General features: G+C 65.3%; 25 protein-coding genes. 11 read left to right on the top strand and 14 right to left on the bottom strand.

Features of this window, described 5'->3' with window-relative positions:
* Window positions 1-92 precede the first annotated feature (92 nt).
* Window positions 93-890, bottom strand: a complete 798-nt coding sequence (locus tag GS429_RS05000) for an enoyl-CoA hydratase/isomerase family protein (RefSeq protein ID WP_160063314.1) — start codon at window positions 888-890, stop codon at window positions 93-95.
* A gap of 224 nt (window positions 891-1114) precedes the next feature.
* Between GS429_RS05000 and GS429_RS05005 the strand changes: the two genes are divergently transcribed.
* Window positions 1115-2284 (top strand): thiolase family protein, encoded by a 1170-nt coding sequence (locus GS429_RS05005; RefSeq protein ID WP_160063315.1) that lies wholly within the window; start codon window positions 1115-1117, stop codon window positions 2282-2284.
* 122 nt (window positions 2285-2406) lie between these two features.
* Here the strand turns inward: GS429_RS05005 and GS429_RS05010 are convergent, their stop codons facing one another.
* On the bottom strand, window positions 2407-3657 hold the full coding sequence (locus GS429_RS05010) for an acyl-CoA dehydrogenase family protein (RefSeq protein WP_160063317.1): 1251 nt from the start codon (window positions 3655-3657) through the stop codon (window positions 2407-2409).
* A gap of 605 nt (window positions 3658-4262) precedes the next feature.
* Between GS429_RS05010 and GS429_RS05015 the strand changes: the two genes are divergently transcribed.
* The 3 genes from GS429_RS05015 to GS429_RS05025 all read left to right on the top strand — a co-directional run bounded on the left by GS429_RS05015 (window position 4263) and on the right by GS429_RS05025 (window position 7562).
* Window positions 4263-5324, top strand: a complete 1062-nt coding sequence (locus GS429_RS05015) for a zinc-dependent alcohol dehydrogenase family protein (protein WP_160063319.1) — start codon at window positions 4263-4265, stop codon at window positions 5322-5324.
* 572 nt (window positions 5325-5896) lie between these two features.
* On the top strand, window positions 5897-6910 hold the full coding sequence (locus GS429_RS05020) for a Gfo/Idh/MocA family protein (RefSeq protein WP_160063321.1): 1014 nt from the start codon (window positions 5897-5899) through the stop codon (window positions 6908-6910).
* 436 nt (window positions 6911-7346) lie between these two features.
* Window positions 7347-7562: a hypothetical protein gene (locus tag GS429_RS05025; protein WP_160063323.1), complete on the top strand. Its 216-nt coding sequence runs from the start codon at window positions 7347-7349 to the stop codon at window positions 7560-7562.
* Window positions 7563-7740: 178 nt separating this feature from the next.
* On the opposite strand, the gene gvpM is transcribed toward GS429_RS05025, so the two are convergent.
* The 8 genes from gvpM to GS429_RS05065 form a co-directional block, all read right to left on the bottom strand.
* Window positions 7741-8142 carry a gas vesicle protein GvpM gene (gene gvpM, locus GS429_RS05030; protein WP_160063325.1) on the bottom strand — a complete coding sequence of 134 codons (402 nt, stop codon included), beginning with the start codon at window positions 8140-8142 and terminating at the stop codon, window positions 7741-7743.
* A complete protein-coding gene (gvpL, locus tag GS429_RS05035) occupies window positions 8139-9068 on the bottom strand; it encodes a gas vesicle protein GvpL (RefSeq protein ID WP_160063327.1) in 930 nt (309 codons plus the stop codon). The genes gvpM and gvpL overlap by 4 nt, the downstream gene beginning before the upstream one ends.
* Window positions 9065-9409 (bottom strand): gas vesicle protein K, encoded by a 345-nt coding sequence (locus tag GS429_RS05040; protein ID WP_160063329.1) that lies wholly within the window; start codon window positions 9407-9409, stop codon window positions 9065-9067. The genes gvpL and GS429_RS05040 overlap by 4 nt, the downstream gene beginning before the upstream one ends.
* Window positions 9406-9984 carry a gas vesicle protein GvpJ gene (gvpJ, locus tag GS429_RS05045; protein WP_160063331.1) on the bottom strand — a complete coding sequence of 193 codons (579 nt, stop codon included), beginning with the start codon at window positions 9982-9984 and terminating at the stop codon, window positions 9406-9408. Before gvpJ ends, GS429_RS05040 begins: the two co-directional genes overlap by 4 nt.
* A 95-nt stretch (window positions 9985-10079) precedes the next feature.
* Window positions 10080-11084, bottom strand: coding sequence for a hypothetical protein (locus tag GS429_RS05050; protein ID WP_160063333.1), 1005 nt, complete (start codon window positions 11082-11084; stop codon window positions 10080-10082).
* On the bottom strand, window positions 11081-11908 hold the full coding sequence (locus GS429_RS22575; RefSeq protein ID WP_425438178.1) for an Hsp20/alpha crystallin family protein: 828 nt from the start codon (window positions 11906-11908) through the stop codon (window positions 11081-11083). The genes GS429_RS05050 and GS429_RS22575 overlap by 4 nt, the downstream gene beginning before the upstream one ends.
* Window positions 11909-12163 carry a gas vesicle protein GvpF gene (gvpF, locus tag GS429_RS05060; RefSeq protein WP_160063335.1) on the bottom strand — a complete coding sequence of 85 codons (255 nt, stop codon included), beginning with the start codon at window positions 12161-12163 and terminating at the stop codon, window positions 11909-11911.
* A gap of 7 nt (window positions 12164-12170) precedes the next feature.
* Entirely contained in the window at window positions 12171-12794 is a 624-nt protein-coding gene (locus GS429_RS05065; protein WP_160063337.1) for a GvpL/GvpF family gas vesicle protein, read from the bottom strand.
* A 353-nt stretch (window positions 12795-13147) separates the two neighbouring features.
* On the opposite strand from GS429_RS05065, the gene gvpA reads away from it, so the two are divergent.
* The 4 genes from gvpA (at window position 13148) to GS429_RS05085 (ending at window position 15605) form a co-directional block, all read left to right on the top strand.
* On the top strand, window positions 13148-13438 hold the full coding sequence (gene gvpA, locus GS429_RS05070) for a gas vesicle protein GvpA (protein WP_160063339.1): 291 nt from the start codon (window positions 13148-13150) through the stop codon (window positions 13436-13438).
* A gap of 6 nt (window positions 13439-13444) precedes the next feature.
* Window positions 13445-14488 (top strand): gas vesicle protein GvpN, encoded by a 1044-nt coding sequence (gvpN, locus tag GS429_RS05075; protein WP_160063341.1) that lies wholly within the window; start codon window positions 13445-13447, stop codon window positions 14486-14488.
* Between the two features lie 87 nt (window positions 14489-14575).
* Entirely contained in the window at window positions 14576-15112 is a 537-nt protein-coding gene (gvpO, locus tag GS429_RS22085; protein ID WP_160063343.1) for a gas vesicle protein GvpO, halophile-type, read from the top strand.
* Window positions 15113-15275: 163 nt separating this feature from the next.
* The gene (locus GS429_RS05085) at window positions 15276-15605 is read left to right on the top strand and encodes a CHY zinc finger protein (RefSeq protein WP_328821247.1); all 330 of its coding nucleotides are present in this window, start codon (window positions 15276-15278) and stop codon (window positions 15603-15605) included.
* 6 nt (window positions 15606-15611) lie between these two features.
* On the opposite strand, the gene GS429_RS05090 is transcribed toward GS429_RS05085, so the two are convergent.
* Window positions 15612-16565 (bottom strand): alpha/beta hydrolase, encoded by a 954-nt coding sequence (locus tag GS429_RS05090; protein WP_160063345.1) that lies wholly within the window; start codon window positions 16563-16565, stop codon window positions 15612-15614.
* Window positions 16566-16713: 148 nt separating this feature from the next.
* Here GS429_RS05090 and kynU point away from each other — a divergent pair, with 148 nt between their 5' ends.
* A complete protein-coding gene (gene kynU, locus GS429_RS05095) occupies window positions 16714-18015 on the top strand; it encodes a kynureninase (RefSeq protein ID WP_160063347.1) in 1302 nt (433 codons plus the stop codon).
* Here the strand turns inward: kynU and GS429_RS05100 are convergent.
* Window positions 18012-19391 carry a winged helix-turn-helix transcriptional regulator gene (locus tag GS429_RS05100; RefSeq protein ID WP_160063349.1) on the bottom strand — a complete coding sequence of 460 codons (1380 nt, stop codon included), beginning with the start codon at window positions 19389-19391 and terminating at the stop codon, window positions 18012-18014. The two genes, kynU and GS429_RS05100, sit on opposite strands and share 4 nt — an antisense overlap.
* A 141-nt stretch (window positions 19392-19532) precedes the next feature.
* On the opposite strand from GS429_RS05100, the gene mutS reads away from it, so the two are divergent.
* The gene (gene mutS, locus GS429_RS05105) at window positions 19533-22343 is read left to right on the top strand and encodes a DNA mismatch repair protein MutS (RefSeq protein WP_160063351.1); all 2811 of its coding nucleotides are present in this window, start codon (window positions 19533-19535) and stop codon (window positions 22341-22343) included.
* Between the two features lie 229 nt (window positions 22344-22572).
* Here the strand turns inward: mutS and nucS are convergent, their stop codons facing one another.
* Window positions 22573-23385 (bottom strand): endonuclease NucS, encoded by an 813-nt coding sequence (gene nucS / locus GS429_RS05110; protein WP_328821248.1) that lies wholly within the window; start codon window positions 23383-23385, stop codon window positions 22573-22575.
* 222 nt (window positions 23386-23607) lie between these two features.
* On the opposite strand from nucS, the gene GS429_RS05115 reads away from it, so the two are divergent.
* A complete protein-coding gene (locus GS429_RS05115) occupies window positions 23608-24090 on the top strand; it encodes a hypothetical protein (protein WP_160063355.1) in 483 nt (160 codons plus the stop codon).
* A 166-nt stretch (window positions 24091-24256) separates the two neighbouring features.
* Here GS429_RS05115 and GS429_RS05120 read toward each other — a convergent pair whose 3' ends face one another.
* Entirely contained in the window at window positions 24257-24739 is a 483-nt protein-coding gene (locus tag GS429_RS05120) for a DUF7984 family protein (protein ID WP_160063357.1), read from the bottom strand.
* Window positions 24740-24869 lie beyond the last annotated feature (130 nt).

Here is a 24869-nt window from a genome sequence, read left to right on the forward strand (position 1 = left end):
CTACGGAGAACGGATTCGGCTCTGACTCGTCGGTAAATCACACTTCAGCGCCGGTTAGCTGAGACTGATTTGTGAGGTACTGAGACTGGCAGTTACCGTCCGTCGAACTCCGGCTCCCGGTCCTCGCCGAACGCGGCCGCTCCCTCCTCGTGGTCCTCCGTCGCGAGCAGCCTCGAGAACAGTTCCCGATCGTGGCGAATGCCTTCCTCGAGCCCGGTCTGGACGGCCATCTGCGCGGATTCCTTGATTGCCTGGACGGCGAGCGGGGCCTGTCCGGCGAGCTCCGTGACGAACTCGTCGACTTCGTCCTCGAACTCCGGGGCGGGGTAGACGCGGTTGACGATGCCCTCCTCTGCGGCGCGTTCGGCCGAGATGTGCTCGCCGGTCATCGCCAGTTCCTTCGCGACGGCGGGACCGGCCAGCTTCGAAACGTACTGGACGCCGCCGGCCCCGGGAAGGAGTCCCAGGTTGACCTCGGGGAAGCCGAAGGCGCTGTCGTCGCTCGCCAGCCGGAGATCACAGGCGAGGGCCGTCTCGAGGCCGCCGCCCAGACAGTAGCCGTCGATCTTCGCGATGACCGGCGTTGGGAAGTCCTTGATGACCTCGTAGTGAGAGCGATCGCCGGAGCCGCCGGCGGAGTCGTCCGAAAAGCCGCCGACGTCCGCGCCAGCACAGAAGGCCTTGTCGCCCGCCCCCTCGAGCACGACGGCTCGCAGCGCGACGCCGTCCGCGTCCTCGTTTTCGGCCTCGAGTCGCTGTAGTCCCGCGATGATGTCGTCCCTGAGTTGTCCGTTGAGCGCGTTGAGCGCATCGGGACGGTTCATCGTGATCGTCCCGATACCGGTCTCGCTATCGAACGTCACCAGGGCCGTTTCGAACGCTTCGTCCATGGCTGTGGATTACTATCGACCACCAAATAAGTACACGCATCGGATCGACGGCCGGCTCGAGGACGGCGCATTACCGGTCTCGTCGTCCCGTTTTCCAGGTGCTGAAACTGATCGCGGTCGGGATCGTCGTGGGTCGTCACGGTCGAATCGATCGACGACAAGGGCGAGCGACCGCCTACCGGGCGGAAATCCTATCACGCTCGTGGTGCTAGTACCGGGAACGCATGCACAACGCAGTTATCGTCGACGCGGTCCGGACGCCCTTCGGTAAACGGGACGGCTCGTTCCGGGACACGCACCCGCAGGATCTGGCGGCGAAACCGCTCGAGGCGCTCGAAGAGCGAAACGGGTTCGAGCCCGAGACGATCGAGGACGTCGTCTACGGCTGCGTCACGCCCATCGACGAGCAGGGACTCAACATCGGCCGCATCGCGCCGATGGTCGCCGGCTGGGGCGACGTCGTTCCCGGCGTTCAGCTCAACCGAATGTGCGGCTCCGGCCAGCAGGCGGTCAACTTCGCGACGGCGAACGTCATGGCCGGCCAACACGACGTGCTGGTCGCCGGCGGCGTCGAGCACATGACCCGCGTCCCGATGGGGTCGGACGGCGCCGACGGCGTCTCGGGGGCCGACGCCGTCACCGACACCTACTTCGAACACTTCGACGAGCTAACCCACCAGGGCGAGGGCGCAGAACGGATCGCCGAGGAGTACGACTTCACGCGCGAGGAACTCGACGAACTCGTCGTCGACTCCCAGCAGCGCTGGGGCGAAGCGTGGGAGGAGGGACGCTACGACGACCAGATCGTGCCCGTCGAGACGGAGTTAGATGACGAACCGGTCACCGTCGAACAGGACGAGCATCCCCGGCCCAAAACCGACCTCGAGACCCTGTCGAACCTGCCGCTGTCCTTCCGCGAGGAGGGCGAGGGCGTCCACCATCCCGGTAACGCCTCGGGCATCGTCGACGGCTCGTCGGCTCTGCTGATCGCCAGCGAGGACGTGGCACGGGAACGCGGCTGGGAGCCCATGGCCCGGATCGTCCAGACGGAAGTCGTCGGCGTCGATCCCGTGACGATGCTCACCGGCCCGATACCGGCGACGGAGCAGGTACTCGAGAAGACCGACCTCGAACTCGCGGACATCGACCTGTTCGAGGTCAACGAGGCGTTCGCGTCGGTTGTCGCCGCCTGGCTCGAGGAGACCGGCGTCTCCTGGGAGAACGTCAACGTCAACGGCGGCGCCATCGCACACGGCCACCCGCTGGGGGCGACCGGCGCGGCGCTGCTGACGAAGTTAGCGCACGAACTCGAGCGCACGGGTCAAGAGCGGGCGCTCTCGACGATGTGTATCGGCTTCGGGCAGGGCGTCGCGACGATCATCGAGCGGGTTTGAGTCGTCTTCGGGCGGTTTCGCAGCTGGACGGAGACGAGATTTCGATCTTTGATCACCGATTTCGGGAGTCGAATGACGAGAACGTGCGCTGCTAGAAAAACCCCTAACACGGACGACAGCAGTTACTCGTCTAACGCGTCGATACGCAGGTCCTCGTCGAACTGCAGGGCGTTCTCGATCTCCGCGTCGTTGACGTCCTCGAACGCCCAGCGGGCGATCGACCGGCGGTGGACCTCGTCGGCCCCGTCGACGATGCGGAACGCACGGACGTTCTCGTAGAAGTGGGCGATCGGCAGGTCCTTTCCGATCCCGTTGCCGCCACAGCACTGCAGCGCGAGGTCGATGGTCTCGTTCGTCACGTTCGCGGTGAACATTTTCGACATCGCGACCTCGATACGGGCGTCGCTGCGGTCGAGTTCGCGGGCGGCGTGACGGACCATACAGCGCGCGGCGTGCAGTCGCGTCTCGGCATCGGCGATCCGGTGGCGCAGGGCCTGTTTCTCCTCGAGTGTGGTGCCGAAGGCCTCGCGCTCCTGGAGGTAGGCCTTCGCGATCTCGAGCGACCGTTGGGCCATCCCGGAGTAGCGCATACAGTGGGTGAGTCGGCCGCCGCCGAGGCGCATCTGGGCGATGCGGAACCCTTCGTTCTCCTCGCCGATCGTGTTCTCGACGGGCACGCGAACGTTGTCGAACTTCATCTCGGCGTGACCACCCTCGCGTTCGGTGATCCCGTGGCCGCCGAGGTGGGGAACGTTTCGCACGACTTCGACGCCGTCGGCGTCGGCGGGGACGAGGATGATCGACGTTCCTTCGTAGGGGTGGGCGTCCAGATCGGTCCGGGCCATCACCAGATAGAAGTCCGCGTCGAGTCCGTCCGAGGTCCACCACTTGTGGGCGTTGACGACCCACTCGTCGCCGTCCTTGACGGCGGTGCTCTGGAGCATCTTGGGGTCCGAGCCGCCGCCCTGTTTCGGTTCGGTCATCGCGAAGGCCGACGAGATCTCACCCTGTACGAGCGGCCGGAGCCACTCCTCTTTCTGGTCTTCGGTGCCGACCATCTCTAGGGTGTGCATGTTCCCTTCCTGGGGTGCGTTCGCACGGATCGCGTGGGCGCCGATGAGCGACCGACCGACCTGCTCGAAGGACGGCAGCATGTCGCTGAAGTCGAGCCCCTGCCCGCCGTACTCCTCGGGAACCTGCGGGGCGAACAGATCGCGCTCTTTGGCCTGCTCCCAGAAGTCCTCGAGTTCGTCCGTCGTGATCTGCTCGCCCGTCGCGAGTGCCTCGCGCTCGCGGGGGAGGACGACGTCCTCCATGAACGCCGCTACCCGCCCGGCGATCTCGTTCGCTTTCTCGGAGTCGTGGTACTCCATAGCGGGCTATTCACACACAACATTGTAAATGTACAACAAAGCGGTCAGATACAACGTTGTGAAATAAATTGTTTGGCTGTGGTCCGAGTCAACAACACGCAGTCGAAAAACCTGTCTTGGAGTAGGGTACTGGATGGATTGCCCAGATCCGCTATATTACTCGAGATAGATAGAGACAAACCGAAATTGGCTGTTGGCCCGGTATAAAGACCGCTCTTGAGCAATTTGACCCAAACACGATAATACGAGTAGAATAGTCAAGATAACTCGCTACATACGCTTTCAGTGCCGCAGAAGATAGCTCTACCGCGATGACGAGTATACTCGCACAACGTAGTATAGGTATTATAAGTATTATAGCGAACCGGTAGTTCCTGGAATTGCCTTCGGTCGATGGTCGACTTCGAACCACTGAGAAGCAATTGGTGGCCCTCGACCGACGGCACTGCTCCTCGACTCGCGTGTCACGAATACCGCAAGTACACACGTAGTCAGAAACCTATCTTCCGTTTACTACTGTTTCAAAACCTGAGGTCCGAATTACTGATCCTCGTCATCGGATCACATGTCGCACACTTTTGTATAATCAGGAAGAATCGTGACGTATGCGAGCTGCCGTAATCGAGGAACACGGAGAACCGCTCGAGATCGAAGACGTCGAGTATCCGGAACCGCGGCCGGATCAGGTGATCGTCGAGACGGAAGCCTGCGGCGTCTGCCGCAGCGACTGGCACGCCTGGCAGGGGGACTGGAGCTGGATCGGGGCCGGGGTCCCCGAAGGGCAGATTCTCGGCCACGAACCCGCCGGCATCGTCTCCGAAGTCGGCGACGACGTCGAGACGCTCGAGGCGGGCGACCGGGTCGCCGTTCCGTTCCACCTCGGTGACGGCACCTGTCCCCACTGTCGCGAAGGGCGGGCGAACAACTGCGACTCGGTGCTCCCGCTCGGACTCTCGGAGTACTCCCAGGGCGCGTTCGCGGAGGCGTTTGCGGTCCGCGAAGCCGACTTCAACTGCGTGAAGCTGCCCGAGGAAGTCGATTTCACCGAGATGGCCGGTCTCGGCTGCCGGTTCATGACGGCCTACCACGCGCTAGCCGACCGAGCGAATCTCCGGCCCGGCGACTGGGTCGCCGTCCACGGCTGTGGCGGCGTCGGACTCTCGGCGATCCACATCGCCCAGGCCCTGGGTGCCCACCCGATCGTGATCGACGTGCTCGACGCCAAACTCGAGCGAGCGGCGGAACTCGGCGCCGTCGAAACGATCAACGGAGCCGACGTCGACAGCGCGCCACGGGAGGTCAAGGAACGCACCGGCGGCGGCGCCGACGTCTCGATCGACGCGCTCGGAATCGCCGAGACCTGCCAGAACTCGGTCAACAGCCTCGGAACCCGGGGAAGCCACGTGCAGGTCGGGCTGACGACCGGCGAAGAACAGGGCCAGATCGATCTCCCCGTCGACGTCATGACGATGCAGGAGATCGACTTCCACGGCTCCTTCGGCATGCCGCTGGTCCGCTACGAGGAACTGTTCCGTCTGATCGCACAGGGGACCCTCGAGCCGAGCAAGATCATCGGCGAAACGCTCTCGCTCGACGAGTTACCGGAGACGCTGTCGTCGATGGACGACTACGAGACGGTCGGCATTCCGGTCGTCACCGAGTTCTGATCGCAATGCGGCGTCTCTCGTACGGACCGCCGTCTCGATGTACCGGTGCAACCGCTGTACGGTGGAGAGTTGTACGGCACTGACTACAGCGGTACGTCGTACCCGGTGTCGTCGCCACTGGGGAGTACTGGAAACGCGTCGTCTCCGAAGCCTGACTCGGGTGACAGGGTTCGCAGTTGCCGTCGCCGTTCGACGGGAGTCAGGGTCGGAAACCTGGGCGGGGGCGGGAACCCGCCCTGGCGTGAGAGACATGAGCTTACTCGAAGCGGGGGCGAGTCCACTTCCGAGCGATCCGGGCAGGAACGCACGCAATCAACTGGTCAGCGCGTCGTGTTTGGTGGAGCGTGTACCCGGCGGGGTCATCATCCCCGCATCCGGGACAATGCAAGTGCCACCCATTGTTATGCAGACACTTGGGCGACGGTAGCATCAGCAAACCCTCGACAGGCACCGAATAACCGGACTACAGCAACGCGCTGTGAAACAGTTGGCACTTACTAACGGCCGGCGAGACGGGTGAGAACGACCGTTTCACCCCCAGAAAGATGAGACTGTAGCTCGTCACCCGGTGCATGCGCGACGCCAACGAGCAGCCGCTTCGGATCGGCATCGTCGGACTCGGCTATATCGGAACCACCGTCGGGGGGCAGTTTCACCGGCATTCGGACGCGACCGTTCGGGCCCTCTGTGACCTCGATTCGGATCGGCTCCTCGAGACGGGCGCCGAGTTCGACGTCCCAGCCGACCGGCGGTACACGGAGTACGCGACGATGCTCGAGGACGCGACCCTGGACGCCGTCCTCGTCGGAACGCCCCACACCCTCCACTACGAACAGGTCGTCGCGGCGCTGGAACGAGAGTGTCACGTGTACTGTGACAAGCCGCTCGCGACCGACCTCGAGCACGCACGCGATCTGACGGAACGGGCGGAGCGAAGCCAGCAGACGCTGATGGTCGGCTACCAGCGCCACCTGCAGACGGCGTTTCGAACCGCCAGAGAACGGTTCGCCGAGACGGAGCCGGAGTGGATAACCGCCTCGATTACGCAGGGGTGGATCGACGACTCGATGGACACCTGGCGGCTCGATCCCGAACTCTCCGGCGGTGGCTTCCTTTACGATACCGGGAGTCACGTCCTCGACGGCGTGCTCTGGACGACCGGCCTCGAACCCGAGTCGGTGACGGCAAGTATGGACTTTCACGACGACGATGAGCGGGTGGACAGCCGGACTCACCTCGACGTACGCTTCGAAAACGGAGCGAGCGGAACGTTCTCGTTACACGGTGATGCCCCCGCGGTTCGCGAACACATCCACTGCTGGGACGACGACGGTGCCGTCTACATCGAGGGGACGCAGTGGGGACCCCGAGACGTCGTCCAGATCGATTCCGACGCCGGCGAGTACGAGCCCTACATCGACTTCCGAACCGAACAGTCTCGAGCCGACGCCTTCCTCGAGAGCGTTCGATCGGGGGCCGAGCCACCGGCGACGGCTCGAGACGCCCTCCGAGTGACGGCGTTGACGGAGGCGGCCTACGAGGCCTCCCGGACCGGCGATCGGGTGGAGATCGATCCCGACGGGTGACGGATAGGGGTAAGGGCGATCCCGGGTTTCACCCGACCCGTGATACCGGACGCTCTCGACCCGCGATGCCGGACGCTTTCGGACCGCGAAACCGCTCTTGAACAGAGTTCATCGGTGGTCCCCGATCGGCGCTCGGTCCCGCCTCCGGCCACGGCCGAATCGGCCTCGAGAAGGAGCCGAATAATCTCGATGAAACGCGAATCGCGGGCGGTTTGTCGGTCGCTAATCCATCGCTCCTGTCACGAGACTGTCCCGCTTACGTCGTGCGGTTATGTGGTGTTTACCCTCGCGACGAACGCCGTGAAACGACCCGAATCGGACCGGATGGAGTCCGGCCATTGCTCCCCGGTTGAATCGTCGGTAAGAAACGCATAGCCGGCCGCGCCTTTCGGTTACAAGCCGGATAACTACAACCGGTCCCGGCTTTCGGTCAGGTATGATCACCTGCAGTAACTGCGAGACCGCCCAATTCCTGCAGATCACCCAGAGCCGCGTCTACTTCGAAGACGGGGAGATGATCAACGAGATCTCCGAAACGTACGAGTGTACGCTCTGTGGGGCTTCAGGTCAGTACGTCTACGACGAAGACCGAGATACGGAGACCGTCAACGGCGACGTCGAACTCAACACGGAACGGCCGAAGTTCGCCTGACCGGCCCCGTAACCGGATCGCCGACGGCCGCCGATATCGCCCCACAGTCGCTCACTTTCTGGAGTGTCTGTGTGCTTTGTCTCGGTTTTCGACGCGACCCGCTCGAGTCGGCGACTCGCTGCTCACCCGGCCGACTTGCCGATCTCCCGGCCGACTCGAGTCGCGGTCTGTCCCGTCCTCACGTCGAACCGTTTCCCCCTTCGGCTCGAGACTGGTCCTGTTCCTGTTCTTCATCCTGGTCCCGGTCCCGTTCCTGCGTCTCTCCGACTGAAATCCGCTCGAGTTCCGCTAATTCTTCGTCTCGGTCGATATGGGCTCGGTGTCGATCCCGGCCCTGACGCTGCCCTTTCCCTTGCCCTTGACGACGGGTAACCGCCGAGCGTCGGCGCTCGACGTCCCACTGCTCGAAGAGACCGTACTCCGTCATCGTCTCCATGCCGGCGATGGCCGCCGTGAGTTTGATCCCGACGAGCGGAATCTCCGCGACCGAGACGATCACGTCCGCTCGCAGGATCGCCCCGTCTCTGAGCAGCACGTCGAGAACGTCGACGAGCGTCTCCTCGTTCTTTTGCGGTCTCATGGGTGTGTCTGTGCGTTCGAATCGTCGTCGCCCCCCAGTTCCGGTGCGAACGTGTACGGCGGCCACGGCCCCGTGAATTTAACCGTGAGCCCGTCGTGTGCCGCCACGTCGTCGAGGACCGAGCCGACGGCCGCCTCGTCGTCCTCGTGAGCAAGCAGCGTGAGCCGAGACAGGGTTTCGCCGTCCCCCGCCGCGTCGTCCGCCAGTTCGTCCGAAAGCGACGCGCTCGGCGACCGCTCGAGCGAGTGGACCTCCCGTGCGTGCTCGGCGAGTCGATCCTGGAGATCGGCGGTGATCGACTCGCGACGGGCCGCTCGCAACTCCGTCAACCGCTGGTCGAACTTCTTCTCGAGCAGGAACGCCGTTCCCTCTTCGGAGTCGCCGATCTGTGCGTCGAGTTCGCGCAGTCGCTCGTCGCGGTCGATCAGCGCGTCGTCGCTTATCGGATCGGTTTCGATGACCTCGACGCGGTACTCCCAGTGACCCGCGAGTCCTGATAGCGCCCGCTCGAGCATATCGTACTCCTCCCGGAGCCACTCGCGGACGCCGGCGTCGTCGCTGCGGAGAATCGTATCGAACTGGAACGGGATCGGCGTGCCGAACGCCTCGCCGGCCTCGTCAACGACCGTCTGGTGGCGGACGAGCCAGCGTCTGACCTCCGTGAGATCCGCCGAATCGTAGATCTCGTCGCACTCGTGGACGACCGCACCGATGCCGTTTTCGGCCACGACGAAGACGGGTTCGCCGTCGACGCCGGTCGTCTCGAGCGTCTCGTCGTCTTCGGCCCGAACGATACAGTAGAGGTATCGACCGTCGTCGATTTCGGGAACCTCCGCCTGATCGACCGCGTCTTCGACGTCCTCGAGATCCCCGATTTCCTCGAGACCTTCGACGTCCTCGATGTCGTCGAGCTGATCGGAACTCATTCCTCTTCACCTCCGAACACGGAGTAGCCCGGGGCGTGCGTGACGCTCGGCTCGCCGTGGAGCTGTTCGATCGCGTCGTTGACCAGCCCGTCGAGGTCCCCCCGAAGGTCGTCGACGCCCTCCTCGATCCCCTCGTCGTCTTTCAGCTGTTCGATCTCGTCTTCGATCGTCGCGAGCTGTCGGCCGAGCCGTTCGATCTCCTCATCCGAGAGATTCCCCGACTCCATGCGACGAACCGCTTCGCGCTCCAGGGCGTCGATCAGGATTTCGACGACGGTGATGACGAGGGTGACCAGCCCCTGCCGTGCGTCCTCACCGTCGCCGACGTCGATCTGGCTCATCCGTCCTCGGCCTCCGCGTTCGCCGTTTCCTCGGTTTTGTCTTCGGCGCTGTCCGCGTTGCCGCCTTCGGACTCCGCTTCACCTTCATCGTCGGTATCGTCGCTGAGCAGGTCGAACCCACCGCTCGTCGGCCGCTCCGGATCCGGCCGCGCGCCGATGTGTTCGCTCACTCGGTCGGGTTGTTCATCGCTTTCGCCGTCGCTCGACTCGCTGCGTTCACCCTCGCCACCACCCGTAAACTCCTCGCGAGTCTCGTCGACGTACCGTTCGTCGGGAGTCACGTTGACGCCGCTCGTCGGATCGATCGGCGGCTTCGGCCGGTCCATCTCCGCGATCTCTGGATCGTCGACCGCCGCAGCGACGCGTCGCATATCGGTTCCCTCGGGGAACTCGAGGCCGTACTTGGCCGCGGTCTCGAAGGAGGCGATGGCGGCCCGGACCTGCACGCCGAGCAGCTGCGTGTCGCCGATCGAGACGGCGATGTCGGCGTTGATGACGATCCCCTTGTCCAGCAACATCTCGACGACTTCGGCGAGGTCGGCCTTCTGCCGGCTCGGCTGGAAGTCATCGACCATGCATCTCACCTCCGGGTCGGCTCGTCGCGCTCGGCGGGCCGCGAGCTGTCGTCGCGGGTCGGTTCTCGAGTCGTCTTCGGATCGGCTGTGCTGGGTTAGTCATTGTTGGCTCTCCGTTTTTTCTCGCGCTCGATTTCGAACCGCCGACCGTAGATCCGCTTTCGGCTGGGTGCCGTCGAGAGTTTGACCTGCTGGGGGACCGTCGAGTGACGGGCCCCGCCGCCGAGGTCGCGGCGCTCGGTCGGGATCGTCGCCGCCGCAGTCGGGTTCCGCGAGTTCGTACTGGTATCCTGCCGGCGCATCTTCTCGCGGTTGAACTCGTAGAGCTGTTCGAACTTTTCGTGGGTCTCGAGCAACGCCTCGCGGAAGGCGTCGATCCCTTTCATCGCCTGTTGCTGGATCGCGACCTGGTAGGCTTCGGGATCCTCCGCGACGTCGATTTCGCCCAGCAGTTCCGAGGGATCGGCATCAATCTCTTCGAGTTTGTCGACCAGATCGGCCTCAAGGAGGTCGTCGTCACCGGCGACGAGTCCGTCTTCGCCGCCGACCATGCTGTCGTCGCCGCCGATTACGCCGTCCCCATCCTCGCCGCCGAGCAGCGCTTCGTCGTCGTCGGTCACTGCCGAGGCGGCCTCCTCAAGCATGCCATCGTCGTCTTCGTCGCCCGCGAGATCGTCGACGGCATCGTCTAACGCTCGCTTCTGTTGCCACAGGCTCCCAAGGTCCGTCGCGTCCCACGCGTTGAGCAGGTCAATGGCCGAGAACAGTTGCGTGAAGTCGACGAGATCCGTTGCGCCTGCGTCTTCGTCCGCGATAACCTCGGGAATCTCGCCGGTCTCGATCGCTGCGAGGAGTTCGTCGCCGTCGACGGCCTCGGGCAACTCGCTGAAATCGATCGTCTCGAGCAGCGTCTGGGTCTCCGACGCGACGGTAGTGAGCTTCTCGACGTCACCCAGCAGCTCCTCGATCTTGCTGTCCTCGAGTTCGTCGATCGCTTCGACGTCACCGAGGGAGTTCTCGAGGTTTTCGAGGCTCTCCGTGGCATCCTCGAGCAGGGTCTCGAAGTCGTCCTCGCCGTCGAGTAGCTGTTCGTCGCTCATCGATCGTTCTCCTCGTCTGTGCTTGTACTCCCCTCGCTCGGCTCGATCTGGACGGTGAGCACACCGTTCTTGATCGTCGCCCGGGCCGTTCGATCGCCCCAGGGCACGTCGACTCGCTCGAGTTCGCTCCCCGAGACGGCGACGACGAGCGTCGAGCCGTCGAAGCCGACGGTGACGTCGTCCGGATCGGTGCCGGCCACATCGGCCGTGACGAGCAGTTCGTCCTCGGTCGCTCGCGTCGTCAGGTGGTGGTCGTTCGATGGGGTCGACCGACGTCGCCGGGTTCGCGATCGATCCGACCCGGAGCCGGCGTGTCGGCGACGGTCGTCGGAGCCCTCCCGACCGACCGGATCGCGTTCGAACCGCGACTCGTCGGCGAGGCCGTCGCCCGAGCCGATCGAGATGTCGTAATCGAGTACCGTCCGATCGGACCGTCGCCGTCCCGACGTCGAGCCGCTTTCGAGGGACTCGAGTGCGGACAGCAGACTCGAGAGCCAGTGTTGGCCCTCGTCTTGTTCTTGTCCTTGTTCGTCGGCGTCACCGGCACCGCCACCAGCGCCGGCTCCGGCGTCCCCACCGGACGCCGAGACGCTGATGCGCGAATCGGTGTCGCCCCGGTCGTCCGACCGTCGATCGGTCGATTCCGAGTCGGAGCCAGAGTGGTTCGCCCCGCCCTCGTCCGACGGCGTTTCGGATCGTCGGCTGTCGTCGTCCTGATCCGCCGCTGAGTCGTCGATCGGAACGTCGGTCGACTCGTCGTCGTGGTCGTGGTCGTCGGCCGATTCGTCGCGTCGGTCGTCCGGATCTGAATCGTCTACTGTCATTTAGGATTTCACCTCCACGCGGCCGCTCGCCAACTTCTCGTGGACTTCGCGAGCGATCTCGATCTCCGCCTCGAGTTCGTCTTTCCGTCGCTGATACTCCTCCTCGGAGCGCTCGCCGAGTTCGTACAGCAACTGATTCTCCTTCAGCTCGTCCTCGAGGGCGTCGATGTCGTACATCTCGCTGAGCGCCATCGTGTGGAGCGTGTCTACGATGCCGACGAACGGCCGAATCAGGAGGTCGTCGAGGACGAACATGGGTAGATTACTGTTGAGCGCCGATCTTGACGTCGACGAAGCTGTACGGTGCGAACGGTCCCGTGTACCGGAACATGAGGTCGTCGTACTCCGCTTCTAACCGGGCGACCGCGTCGTCGAACGCCTCGCGTTCGTCGCGCTCGACGAGGTACGACCGGTTGAGCACGAGTCGATCGCTAAACAGGTCGTTCGGCACCGACTGGGCGGCGACGGGCTCGAGTTCGTCGGCGACGGCCTCCTCGAGCGCGTCCGCGTCGACGTCGGCGTCCTCCTCGCGGACGATTTTGAGGCCGAGTTCGATCCGGCCTTCGATGTCGTTTATCGCGCGTCGGAACGCCGGTCTGGCCCCGCGGAGGACGTTTTTCAGCGCTCGATCGCCTTCGAAGGCCATCCCGAACTGCATCGGGACGATCGTCCGTCCGCCGTCGCGCTCCATGATCTCCCGGAGCACGTCGTCGTGTCGCTGGGCGTCCTCGTCGGTCTCCTCGGGATCGGTGGTGTCGATGTCGGAAACGACGGCGTTGAGCCGGCGGTGGGAGACCGTGTAGACGCGCTCTGCGCCGCCGACGGCGTCGGTCTCGAACTCGACCGGTTCGTCGTTCATGACGCCGTAGACGTACCGATTGGTCATCGGTCGATCACCCTCACCCGGACGACGCCCGTCTTCGCCGCTACTCGTGCCCGCGAGCGCGGGCTCGGTTCGTCACCGGCCTCGAAAGGTATCGATCGGGATATCATGGGGAAACGGAAGTCGACTACCCGGGGTCGCTCCGGCGCGCTGTACCGTGTTCCGCGCCACGGCGCGACTCGCGCGGGCATCACCCGCGGGTACTCGAGGAACTCGTCACGGAACCTTCCACGGGACGAGGGGTTATCGTGATGCTTGCAGTCGCAGCCCGCGATACCCGTCCCGAACGTGGCGAGCCGGCTTGCAGTAGCAGTGCAAGCCGTGTTACGAAGTCGGGACAAAGCTATCGGCGTATCATGGCAGCATCATCAGGCCGAAGACCCGATTCCTCGAGTCTCGCGGAAGTACTGGACCGCATCCTCGACAAAGGCGTCGTCATCGACGTCTGGGCGCGCATCTCGGTCGTCGGGATCGAACTACTGACGATCGAGGCTCGCGTCGTGGTCGCCTCGGTCGACACCTTCCTCCACTACGCGGAGGAGATCGCAAAAATTGAGCAAGCCACCGCAGAGGGCGACCTCGAAGAACTCGAAGAGCTCGAGGTCGAACCACGTCCGGAATCGTCACCACAATCCGCCAGCGAATAACACTCCATGGCCGACGATTCTTCGCGCAAGCGCAAGGTCAGAGGCAGAAAGATCGCGAGCGACCGCTCGGACAAACAGCGGCGGAAAGCGAAGAAGAAACTCGCTCGCAAGTCGTCGGGTTCGAACGCGGGCAACGGCGACAGCCCCCTCTCCGACCCCGAGGAAGTTGCTCCCGAACCGTTCGTCGAGACCGACGCCGTGGCGTCGCTGCGCAGCAGAATCAACGGCTGGCTCGAGGCGGATCAGCCGGTCCACCTGATCGGCCCGACGGGCTGCGGGAAGACGGCGCTTGCGCTGTCGGCGGCCGCGGAGCGCGGCCGACCGGTCGTCTGGCTCAACGGTGACGAGTCCGTCGATACGGCCGCACTCGTCGGCGACCACGCCGGCGGGGAGCGCTACAAGGAGGACGACCGGTTCGTCAGCGGCGTGAGCAAGCAGACGGAGATCGTTCGCGAACGCTGGGTCGACAACCCGCTCTCGGTCGCGGTGCGAGAGGGCGCGACGCTCGTCTATAACGAGTTCTCGCGAAGCGACCCCTCGGCTCACAACGTCCTGCTCTCGGTGTTCGAGGAAGGCGTCCTCGAGCGACCGGGCAAGAAAGGGGACGATCGATCGATCGACGTCCACCCCGAGTTCCGGGCGATCCTGACCTCGAACGACGTCGAGTACGCGGGCGTCCACCGGCAACAGGACGCGCTGCTCGATCGGTTCGTCGGCGTTCACGTCGACTACTACGACGGCGAGACCGAGCGAGAGATCGTTCGCTCTCACGTCTCGATGTCCGACGAAGACGTCGAGACGATCGTCGACACGACCCGAGCGCTCCGCGACGAACTCGATATCGTCGTCGGCACGCGAGCGGCGATTACGGCCGCGAAGGGGCTCGCGGTCTTCGACGGGAGTCAGAACCAGAACGGCCACAGCGAGAACGGACAGTTCGACGACGAACTGCTGACGGACGTCTTTACGGACGTGCTCGCGCCGAAGATCGCGGGCGAAGGCCCCGACGACGTGTCGCAGCTCCGGACGACGATCGCCGAGTCGCTCTGACCGGTCTCGAGCGACCGAGATCACCACAGGGGGTACCAACACGAATTCGAACGCCAGACGCGAAGCCACCAGAGTTAGCACAAACCAATGGCCGAAGCCGACACACAGCAATCGACGACGCAGTGCAAAGCCCTCACCGAGGACGGTGAGCGGTGTTCACGGCCGGCCCGGGACGACGACTTCTGCTATCAACATGACGAGAGTGATCCAACCGTGAGCGACAGTCAAGCAGTCGAAGAGGAACAAGAGCAAGAAGAACAAACCGAGAGCCAAAGCCAGGAACTCGGCTCGGCCGACATGACCGCCGAGGAGAAGACGGATCCCGACGAGGTCGACGCCGAGGTCGAGACCGACCACGACGAAATTGCGGGCGTCCTCGCCGTTCGCCGGCGGGTCCAGTCGACGGCGGGCGAACTCATCGGCAGGGAGTTCGACGCCGTCAGCGAGATCGCCCCGACCGACGACGGCTGGCGCGCGGTCGTCGAAGTCGTCGAACGACGCGCCGTCCCCGACACCCAGGACATCATCGGTCGCTACGAGATCGAACTCGACGACGACGCCACCGTCCACGGCTACCGGCGACTGGATCGGTACCGACGCGGGGACACGGCGGCGTTCGAGTAGCCCCGTGATCGCGTCCCGCCCGATCGGTCCGCGCCACCTCGAGCCGTAGCTGTCCCCACGGCCCGCTCACGGTGTCCGGACTGCCGCTGTCGCTGGCTCTCGCGTCGACCGCGCCCGAAAGCGCAACCTCGAAGTCCCGGCCGGCCGTCACCTCGGCCAACTCGTGTCTGGAACGCCCGTTCGCGGCGTCGACGTCGGCCCCGAAACGCGGTGTGACCACTACCGCACCGATCGCGACGTCGTCGCCTTCAAGTTCGCCTGCTGCGAGGCGTACTACCCCTGTTTTCGCTGTCACGAAGCCGTGACCGATCACGACGCCGCGCCGTGGCCCCGCGGCCGCTTCGACGAGCCGTCGGTGCTCTGTGGCGTCTGCGAAACCGAACTCACCGTTCCGCAGTACCTTGAGTCGGACTATCGCTGCCCCTCCTGTGACGCCGCGTTCAATCCCGGCTGCGCCGCCCACGCCGATCTGTACTTCGAGACGGACGAGTGAGCGGTCTTACAGCGTTTCGGCCGCGGCGGCGGTGACCTCGTCCATCGCGGTTTCGGCGCGGTCGACCGCCTCGGTGAGACTCAGGAACCCGTGGGCCAGCGACGGATAGTGGCAGTGGCGGGTCTCGACCCCGACCGCCTGCAGTCGATCGGCGTAGGCCACGCCTTCGGATCGGAGCACGTCGTGGCCCGCGGTCGCGATTACGGCCGGCGGCGCACCCGCCACCGTCTCGGCTCGCAACGGAGCCGCGCGCGGATCGTCGGCGTCGGAGGGCTCCGCGAGATACTGCTCCCAGAACCACTCCATGTCCCCGCGGGAGAGCAGCGACGCGTCGGCGTGCTCCCGATAGGATCGCGTCTCGAAATCCCGCTCGAGGATCGGATAGCAGAGCAACTGCGCGGCCGGCGAGACGTCGCACTCGCGCGTCTCGAGTGCCACCGCGGCGGCCAGCCCCGCCCCGGCGCTGGACCCCGCGACGCCGAGACGATCGGGATCGACCTCGAGCGAGGCGGCGTTGTCGTGGGCCCACTCGAAGGCGGCCCGAACGTCCTCGACGGCCGCGGGGAACGGGTGCTCGGGTGCCAGCCGGTAGTCGACCGAGATCACCGCGGCCCCAATGTGCGTCGCGAACGCCCGACAGAGGTCGTCGGCGGAGTCGAGCGTTCCGAGCACCCAGCCGCCGCCGTGGGCGAAGACCAGTGCCGGTAGCTCCTCGTCCGTCCCTTCGGGCGTCGGCCAGTAGATTCGCACCGGAAGGTCGCCGCCGGGACCATCGATGCGCCGATGGTCCACCCTGTCGACCGCCGGGCCGTCACCGGCGGAGAAGACCTCGTCTTCGACGCGTCGCGCGTCCGCGACGGACATGCTGTGCCACGCCGGAAGATCGGCCGCCCTGCCGTTCCAGAGCACGTCGGCGAACTGCGGGTCCAACTCGTCGGTCGCCTCGTCCGGGCTGTCCATACGCGCTTCAGTGCTGACAGCTAATTAGCAGTACCGGCCTCGCGGCGGCAGCCACCCCGGTGCGTGCCCGATCGGGATCGACGACAGCCGGGTCGCCTCGAGAGCAACCCGCCGAAACGTTTCAGTACGTCCTGACCAACTGTAGCGCATGGACCCCGGTTTCGACGGCGACCGAACGCACGGCGACGGTGTGGCGTACGCTCGCGAACGCGACGCTGACGATCCGCTCGCGAGGTTCCGAGACCGATTCGACGTGCCCGGCGAGATCTACCTGGACGGCAACTCGTTAGGGCCGATCTCGGACGCCGCCGAACGGTCGCTCGACCGGGCGGTCGAGGAGTGGCGAACGCTCGGCATCAAGGGGTGGACCGACGCGGAACGTCCCTGGTTCCGGTACGGCGAGTCGCTGGGCGAGGACCTCGCACCGCTGGTCGGTGCCGATCCCGACGAGGTGGTCGTCGCGAACTCGACCACGGTCAACATCCACACGCTCATCGGGACGTTTCTGGACGCGATGGAGGACCGCCCGCCGGGGATTCTGGCCAACGAACTCGACTTCCCGACGGATCACTACGCGATCCGGGCGCAGTTGCGCCAGCGCGGGTACGACCCGGACGACCACTTCCACCTCGTCGAGAGCCGGGACGGCCGAACGATCGCCGAAGCGGACGTCATCGACGCGCTGGAGGAGCGCGAGATCGGTCTCGTATTCATGCCGTCGGTGCTCTACCGGAGCGGTCAGTTACTCGACGTCGAACGCATCGCCGAAGCGGCCCACGAACACGACGCTCTCGTCGGATTCGACCTCGCTCACTCGGTTGGCGTCGTGCCCCACGACCTCTCGAGCCACGGCGTCGACTTCGCGGTCTGGTGTAGCTACAAGTACCTCAACGCCGGCCCCGGTGCGATCGCCGGCCTCTACGTCGACGAACGCCACCACGGCAAGACGCCGGCGCTTTCGGGCTGGTGGGGCCACGAGAAGGAGACTCAGTTCGAACTCCGGGAGACGTACACCCCGGCCGACTCCGCCGGCGCGTGGCAGATCGGCACGGTACCGGTCATGAGCGCCGCACCCCTCGCCGGGGCGCTCGAGATCGTCCACGAGGCCGGCATCGAGACGATCCGGGCGAAGTCGCTCGCGCTGACCTCGTATCTCATCTCGCTGGTCGACGACAAACTCGCGGATCTGCAGTGTTCGGTCGCCACGCCGCGGACGCCGGAAGAGCGCGGCGGCCACGTGGCCATCACTCATCCCGACGCCGAACGCGTCAGCAAAACGCTTCGCGACCGCGGTCTCGTGGTCGACTTCCGTCCGCCGAACGTCATCCGGGTCTGTCCGGCACCGTTGTACACCCGCTTCGAGGACGTCTGGGAGTTTGCGGAACAGCTACGGGAGATTCTCGCCGATCGCGAGTACGAGTCCGTCGAGACCGACGACACGGTCAGTTAATCGTCCGCCGGTACCGAGGCCGACGATTCGGTCGACTCATTCTCGAGCGACGCCTCGTCACCGCACAGCGTCGCCTCGACGCCGGGCGCGAGTTCGTTGCTGACCGACCGACCGTCTTTCTCGCGAACGACCAGGTTGTCGTCCTCGAGCGCCGAGAGGTGGTGGGAGACGGTGCTTGGATCGCGCTCGAGTTCGTCCGCGAGTCTGCCGTTCGGAGCCGACCCGAACGCTGCGAGCGCCTCCAGAACCTCGCGTTTGGCCGGCTCCTCGAGCGCGGCGTGAAGTTCCGCGTTCTCGAGTTCGGGGCCCGCTCCATCGGCCGCCGTTTCGCCGCCGGAATCGAGATAGTACCGACGCTTGCCGTTGATCTTGGTCCCCGCCACCAGATCCTCGTCCTCGAGCACGCGGACGTGGTGGCGGACTGTCGAGAGCGAGACGCCGCTTCGCTCGCTCACCTGCGACAGATAGCAGCCCGGATCGGCTTGGATCGTCTCGTAGACCGTTCGTCGGCGGTCGTTCTCGAGCGGATCGGAATCATCGTATCGACTGTACTTGAAGATCGGGACGAGTTCCCAGGGAAGGATCGAACCGGCACGCCGGAGGTACCGAAGGCCGGCGGGCCGAGTCTGGCCCAGCCAACTCGCCGCGAGACCGCTGCCGCTGGCACCGGATGCTCCAGCCCCAGCGCCGGCACCGGCACCAGCACCGCCACCCCCCGCTGCAGCCCCGGAAGCGGTGATCGCCCCCAGCAGGCCGACAAGCGCGGCGTCGATCGCTGTCGACGTCTCGGCGGACGCGGACGTATCGCCGTCACCCGTTGCCGTCTCGTTACCGCCCCCCTCGTCCGATCCGGCGGTCGAGACGTCGGCCGCCACCTCGAGCGCAGCGCCGTTCGCTTCGAGGTCGGCTCCGACCGTTCCGGGCAGCATCCGGATCGACTGAAGCGGCTCGAAAACGATGTCCTCGAGCGAAGCGACCGACTCATTCGTCGTCGCGTCGACGGCGTCCGCGGCGTCAGTCGTCGATTCGGTCGCGTCCGTCGTTCCGTCGGTGGGTTCCTCGAGTTCGTCGCTGGGTTCGTCGGCCGTTTCCTCGAGTTCGTCGGTCCCGTTTTCGATATTGTCGGTCGTCTCGTTCGTCGCGTTCTCGAGGTCATCAGCGGTCTCGACCGTCGTTTCCACCGACGAACTGACTTCGACCGACTCGTCGGGACTCGTCTCGAACGAGTCCGTGTCTTCCTCCGCGTCCGAATCTATCAGCACCGCTTCGCCGGCCGGCGTCGCCGCTGTCACGACGCCGGCCGCGCCGGCGCCGATGAGCAAGCCAGTGACGAGACAGACGAAAACGCGACTCGCGATCGACGAACGGGCACTCATGGCACTTACGTTCCTTTGCGACGGCGACCGTAATACGTGTTATCCGTGTCGTGACAGTCGCGCAATCGGAACTGTCGCCGAGTGCGACCGATCCAGGTCGATCCAGCAAGCTATTTCCGCGTTCGAAGCCGGATTGCGGGTATGGATCCGGCGCTTGGCCCGCCCGAGGCGATGGCCGAGAAACGCGACGAGCTGACGCCCATGATGGCGCAGTACCACGACCTCTGTGCGCGATACGACGACGCGATCGTCCTCTTTCAGGTGGGCGACTTCTACGAAACTTTCTGTGGAGCCGCCGAACGCACCGCACGACTGCTCGAGATCGCCCTGACCAGCCGCGAGGACAGCACCGGCGAGTACCCGATGGCCGGCATTCCGATCGACAACGCCGAATCGTACATCGAGACGTTGCTCGAGGCCGGCTACCGGGTCGCCGTTGCGGATCAGGTCGAAGAACCCGGGGAAACGCCCGGCGTCGTCGAGCGGGCGGTCACGCGCGTGATCACTCCCGGGACGCTCACGGAGGACGAACTGCTCGCGAGCGACGACAACAACTTCGTGGCGGCGGTGGCTCGCGAGGGTGGGAGCGATGCGGGAACTAAAACCAAAACTACGACTCAACCCGCAACCGGAACCGAGACCGGCCGAGAACTCGCCCTCGCCCTCCTCGACGTCTCCACGGGCGATTTCCTCGCCACGAGTTCGACCTCGAGCGAGGCCATCGCGGACGAGGTGAGTCGGTTCGATCCCCCGGAGGCGGTCGTCGGCCCGAACGCCCCCGACGATCTCTTTCCAGGGGACTGTATGGTCACGCCGTTCGACGCGGCGGCGTTCGACCGCGACCGCGCCGGCGAGACGGTCTCGCGGTACTTCCGCAATCCCGACGCCTTGCTCGCCAGTGACGCCGAGATTCGGGCCTGCGGCGCCTTGCTCTCCTACGCGGAGTACGTCCGCGGCGGGGACCACGAGGGCGAGCGCGATACGACGCTCGAGGGCGGTTCGGACGGCGACGAAGAAGGAGCAGCCGACGACGCCGAGACCGACCCGAACGATAACCGCCTCGAGTACATCACCCACCTCACCCGCTACGATCCCCGTGAGTACCTCCTGCTCGACGCCGTCGCTCTGCGGAGCCTCGAACTGTTCGAGCCGCGAGCCGTCGACGCTCACGAGGCCGCGACGCTCGTCGGCGTCGTGGACGAGACGGCGTGTGCGCTGGGGGGGCGCAAACTCAGGGACTGGATTCGACGGCCGCTGCTCGAGCCGGCGCGGATCGAGGCTCGTCTCGACGCCGTCGAGGAACTGACGGCCGCGGTCCAGAACCGCGAGACGCTTCACGAACTGCTGCGAGACGTCTACGATCTGGAGCGGCTGATCGGCCGCATCTCTCGCGAGCGGGCGAACGCGCGCGATCTGCGCTCGCTTCGGGAGACGCTGGCCGTCGTTCCAGACATTCGAGACCAACTCGCCGACGCCGAGTGCAGCCGATTGCAGGACCTCCGCGAGAATCTCGACCCGCTCGTCGACGTTCGCGAACTGATCGACGATGCCGTCGTAACCGACCCGCCGATCGAGATCACCGAGGGCGACATCATCGCGGCGGGGTACGACGCGGATCTGGACGACCTTCGCGCGACCGCCCGCGACGGAAAACAGTGGATCGACGACCTCGAGGAGCGCGAACGCGAGCGCACCGGCGTCGACTCGCTGAAGGTCGGCTACAACTCGGTCCACGGCTACTACATCGAGGTGACGAACCCGAATCTAGACGCGGTTCCGGAGAACTACGAGCGTCGGCAGACGCTCAAAAACTCCGAACGGTTCGTCACGCCGGCACTCAAGGAGCGCGAGGACGAGATCGTCGGTGCCGAGGAACGGGCCGACGACCGCGAGTACGAACTCTTCTGTGACGTTCGCCGGGAGATCGCCGCGGAGGTCGAACGAGTACAGGACCTGGCCGAGGCACTCGCGACCCTCGACGCGCTCGTCTCGCTGGCGACCGTCGCCGCACAGTACGATTACTGTCGGCCCGAGATCGTCGACCCCGAGGGCCAAGACGGCCTCGAGATCGATATCGAGGGGGGCCGCCACCCCGTCGTCGAGCGGACTCAGGAGTCGTTCGTTCCCAACGACGCCCGGTTCACGAATGATCAGCGGCTGGCGGTCATTACGGGCCCCAACATGTCGGGGAAGTCGACGTACATGCGGCAGGTGGCCCAGATCGTCCTGCTGGCTCAGGTCGGGAGCTTCGTTCCCGCTAGATCGGCCCGGTTGACGCCCGCCGATCGGATCTTCACCCGCGTCGGCGCGAGCGACGACATCGCCGGCGGCCGCTCGACGTTCATGGTCGAGATGGACGAACTCGCAACCATCCTTCGCGAGGCCGACGACCGCTCGCTGGTGCTCCTCGACGAGGTCGGTCGCGGCACCTCGACCGCGGACGGCCTCGCCATCGCGCAGGCGATCACCGAGCACGTCCACGACGCGGTCGGCGCGACGACGCTCTTCGCGACGCACCACCACCCGCTCACTGAACTGGCCGACGACCTCGAGACCGCCTTCACGCTCCACTTCGAGGTCGAGCAGGTCGACGGTGAGGTCGTCTTTCACCACGAGATCGCTCCGGGTGCGGCGACGGGCTCCTACGGCGTCGAAGTTGCCACGGCCGCGGGGGTTCCCGAGGACGTCGTCGATCGTTCGAGGGAGCTGGTCGCGGAGGCGGACGACGACCCGGAACCGACTGTCGGCGGAGAGACCGGCGAACACGAGGCCGGATCGGGTGCTCGAGCCGGCGAAACTGACGACCCGGGGGCCGCGGCGACGGCCACTGCCGACGGTGGGGACGTCCCCACCGACGTCGCCGCCGAACTCCGAGCGCTCGATCTCGGCCACCTTACGCCCGTCGAGGCGCTGACGGAACTCGATCGACTGAAGCGGCTGCTCGAGGAGTAGGACCGACTGATACGGACTGCTATACGTCGGTATCGGAACGACTGCGGGCAGTCTTGCGATCGCTCCGGCACACCGTTACGCCAGCCCGTACGAAACAATACCCAGGACGCGACTGCGGGTGCGCGCTCGAGTCGGCTGTGCCATACCCGTTATTCGCTCCCATCTACATTCGATCGACCACTCTCCAGACGTCAACTCCTCGCTCCTCGCCCTTCTCACCCCTCGTTCCTCACTCGCCCGTCGGCTCGAGCGAAACGAACTCGAGACCGTGATCGACCAGCAGTCGATCGGCGCGGCCGGTCACTGACGGGGCGACCAGAATCCCGCGGACATCGGCGTCGGCGTGGAGGTCGCGCTCCAAGGCGTCGACGTACCGCCGAAGCTGACTCACCGCGTCCGGTCCGACGCGGCGGCGCTTGAGTTCGACGACGACCGTTCGGTTCGCGGCGTCCGTGCCGTATATGTCGACCGCGCCGGCGGAGGTCTCGCGTTCCGTCGCGAGCGGGGTGAAGCCGGCCTCGAGGAGCGCGGGTTCCTCGAGAATCCGCTGTCGGAGGTCCTCCTCGGTTCCGGAGAGGGTGAGTTCGTTCTCGTCGGTGCCGGAGAACGTCGAGACCTGCAGCACGCGCTGAAATCGGACGCGCAGACGTTCTTCGGGCGTCGACCGAACGCTCTCGAGGACGAGTGCGTCTGCGTTTGCGTCCCTATCCGAATCCACATCCGTGTCATCATCCGTCTCCGACCCCTTCGCACGGTCGCAGTAAACCTCGTGCTCGCAGCCCGGCGGCTGCCAGTTGACCGGCTGCTGGCCCTCGTCGGTGTGGACCAGCGCCGCGCCGTCGGGTTTGAGCATGACGTGGCGATCGCCCGCCTCGATCGTGCTCGAGGCTCGCCCCTCGTAGTCGACGGTACAGCGGCCGAAAACGGTCACGAGCGCCTCGCGCTCGATGCCGTCGGCGATGGCCTCGCAGGCGTCCTCGAGTCCCGGCTGCTCGAGGGTCACCGCCTGTGCGGACGCGGCCGTCGGTGTTCCGGACGTCACTGGGACGACGTACTCTGCGGGCGGATAAAAGGGGCCCGGACGACGATCGGGAGCGACCGAAACGGGCCGATCCGGACTGGCACAACAGGTCAACAACGCTTTTCACGCTCCGACCCCGCGTTCGAACACGAAATGACGAACGCACACAATCGCCGTAGATTCCTCCAACTCACCGGTACAGGCGCTGCGGCCTCTCTTGCGGGCTGTTCATCGCTCAACCCGATGAGCGAAGATGCGGAGGACGGCCTCTTAACCGTCGCCGTCGGACCGGACGAGGACGATATCGAGGATCTTCAGGAAGCCCTCGAATCGGGAGAGATGGACCCGATGGAGGCCCAACAGGAGCAACAGGAACTGATCGAGGATGCGGTTGCGGATTTCGAGGACCGGGCGGACGACGAGTCCGAACTCACGATCGAGGAGTCCACCGAGGAGATGGGGCTCTTTCAGGTCGATGCTGCGGGCGACTCGCTCATCGAGGCGCTCAAAGACGGCGAAGTCAGCTCGATCCATACCGGCAGCGCCTACGATCGGTTCCTCGAGCAACAGCAACAGCAGCAACAGCCGCCGGCAGAAGAACCGCCCGAAGACGGCGACTCCGAGGAAGGCGACGAAGAGGGCGAAAGTGAGGAAGATGGGGACGACGACGCGGACGAGGGCTCCGAAGACGACGGCGACGACGGCGACGACGGCGACGACGAGTAACCAATCGGGAGCGCCGTCCGCCGCGAACCCCGTTCTACGATCGTCCCTTCTCATACGGATTGCTGTAACTATGTACCGCCGATCACCGACCCCGTCCCTGGTGATCGGCGGTAATTGACTACAGGAAACCGTATCAGTTGGCACTGATACACGCTCTTCGATCTTCTCACTCGACGCCGAACGGACTCTCGCGCTCGGTCCAGTTCCAGCCCGGAATTCGTTCCTGGAAGCCGGCCGCGAGTGCTGCCTCGCAGTCGTCGACGCCCGCGTTTTCGCCGGCGTCACCGTGGGCCTGCAGATCGGCGTAGTGAAACGTCGCCTCGCCGAGCGTCCGCAGCGGCTGGGTGCCGCTGATCGTCGCCGCAAGCTCGCGGCCGAGGATTTCGTCGACGACGAAGCCGGGATAATCGCCCTCGACGTCGAGGTCGCGGAGGATCGCGACCAGAGCTGCGACGTTGACCGCCAGATCGCCGTCGGCGAAGACGGCGTCGACCGCGTCGAGGTACTGGGCTTCGGTTACGTGATCGACCTCCGTTTCGAAGACGTCGCCGAGATCGTCGCGCACGCCGTTGATGATCGGAACCACGGTGGCTGCGCGGTCGGCAACCCAATTTCGCTCCGTCACGACCCGCTCTGGAGTCAGTTCCATACCCCGAGTTCGTGCCGAACGGCCCTGGGTTTTGCGAAGGCTTATATACGACGCAAAGAATAGCGTCGGATAAGCGGGTTCTCCCTGGAATCTTCCCGCACGAACCAGGACACCGACCTGGGAGCGTGTG

The organism is Natronorubrum halalkaliphilum, from assembly GCF_009834785.1.
Classification (GTDB): Archaea; Halobacteriota; Halobacteria; order Halobacteriales; family Natrialbaceae; genus Natronorubrum; species Natronorubrum halalkaliphilum.